1 protein-coding gene is annotated in these 630 nt (G+C 70.6%); it reads left to right on the top strand.

Translation table 11 applies throughout. The features are described 5' to 3' along the window. Positions 1 to 106: 106 nt before the first annotated feature. Positions 107 to 622 carry a DUF6912 family protein gene (locus P1P70_RS45520; RefSeq protein ID WP_319248472.1) on the top strand — a complete coding sequence of 172 codons (516 nt, stop codon included), beginning with the start codon at positions 107 to 109 and terminating at the stop codon, positions 620 to 622. Positions 623 to 630: the final 8 nt, after the last annotated feature.

The following is a 630-nucleotide window of genomic DNA, read 5'->3' on the forward strand; positions in this document are numbered from 1 at the left end:
CGCCCGCACGTATCCTGAAGGTCCTTTTGAGGCTTCGCGGGGACCGTCGGCACGGGTCGAGGTGCTCCGGCGTGACCCGAGAACACGACTACGAAAGCGGACTGCCATGCGCGTCTACGTCCCCCTGACCCTTCCCGGGCTCGCCGAGGCGTACAAGACGGGTGAGCTGGGGGAGGGGGCGTTCGCCGCGTACGCCGTCACGCCCGCTCTGCGGGAGTGGTATCTGTCCGACGACATCGAGGAGTTGGAGTACGCGGCGCTGAACCGGGCGGCGCTCGCGTCGTTGCGGCTGGTGGCCGTGGATCCGGGGGCGGCGCGGCGGCGGGTCGTGGTGGCCGTGGACGTGGCCGACCGGGATGCGGTGGCCGATCCCGATCGGGGGCTCGATCCGGTGGCGCTCGGGGAGGTGCGGGTGGCTGGGCCGGTGCCGCTGAGCAAGGCCGCGGCTGTGCATGTCGACTCCGCGGAGGCCGAGGGGGAAGTGGGAGAGGCCGCGGATGCGTTGGGGGCGGCGGATCAGGGGGACGATGACGCGCAGTTCATCGTGGACGGGGCTGATGATCATGAGTTGCTCTGGTACGCGACGCAGGAGATTCCGAACCTGGTGGGGTTGGGGGACTGAGCTGGGGG

Origin of the sequence: Streptomyces sp. MB09-02B, assembly GCF_033794485.1 — a bacterium.
GTDB lineage: Bacteria > Actinomycetota > Actinomycetes > Streptomycetales > Streptomycetaceae > Streptomyces.

Excerpts from the sequence above, each read along its gene's own strand:
- P1P70_RS45520 (WP_319248472.1), top strand. The coding sequence starts at position 107 with ATGCGCGTCTACGTCCCCCTGACCCTTCCCGGGCTCGCCGAGGCGTAC.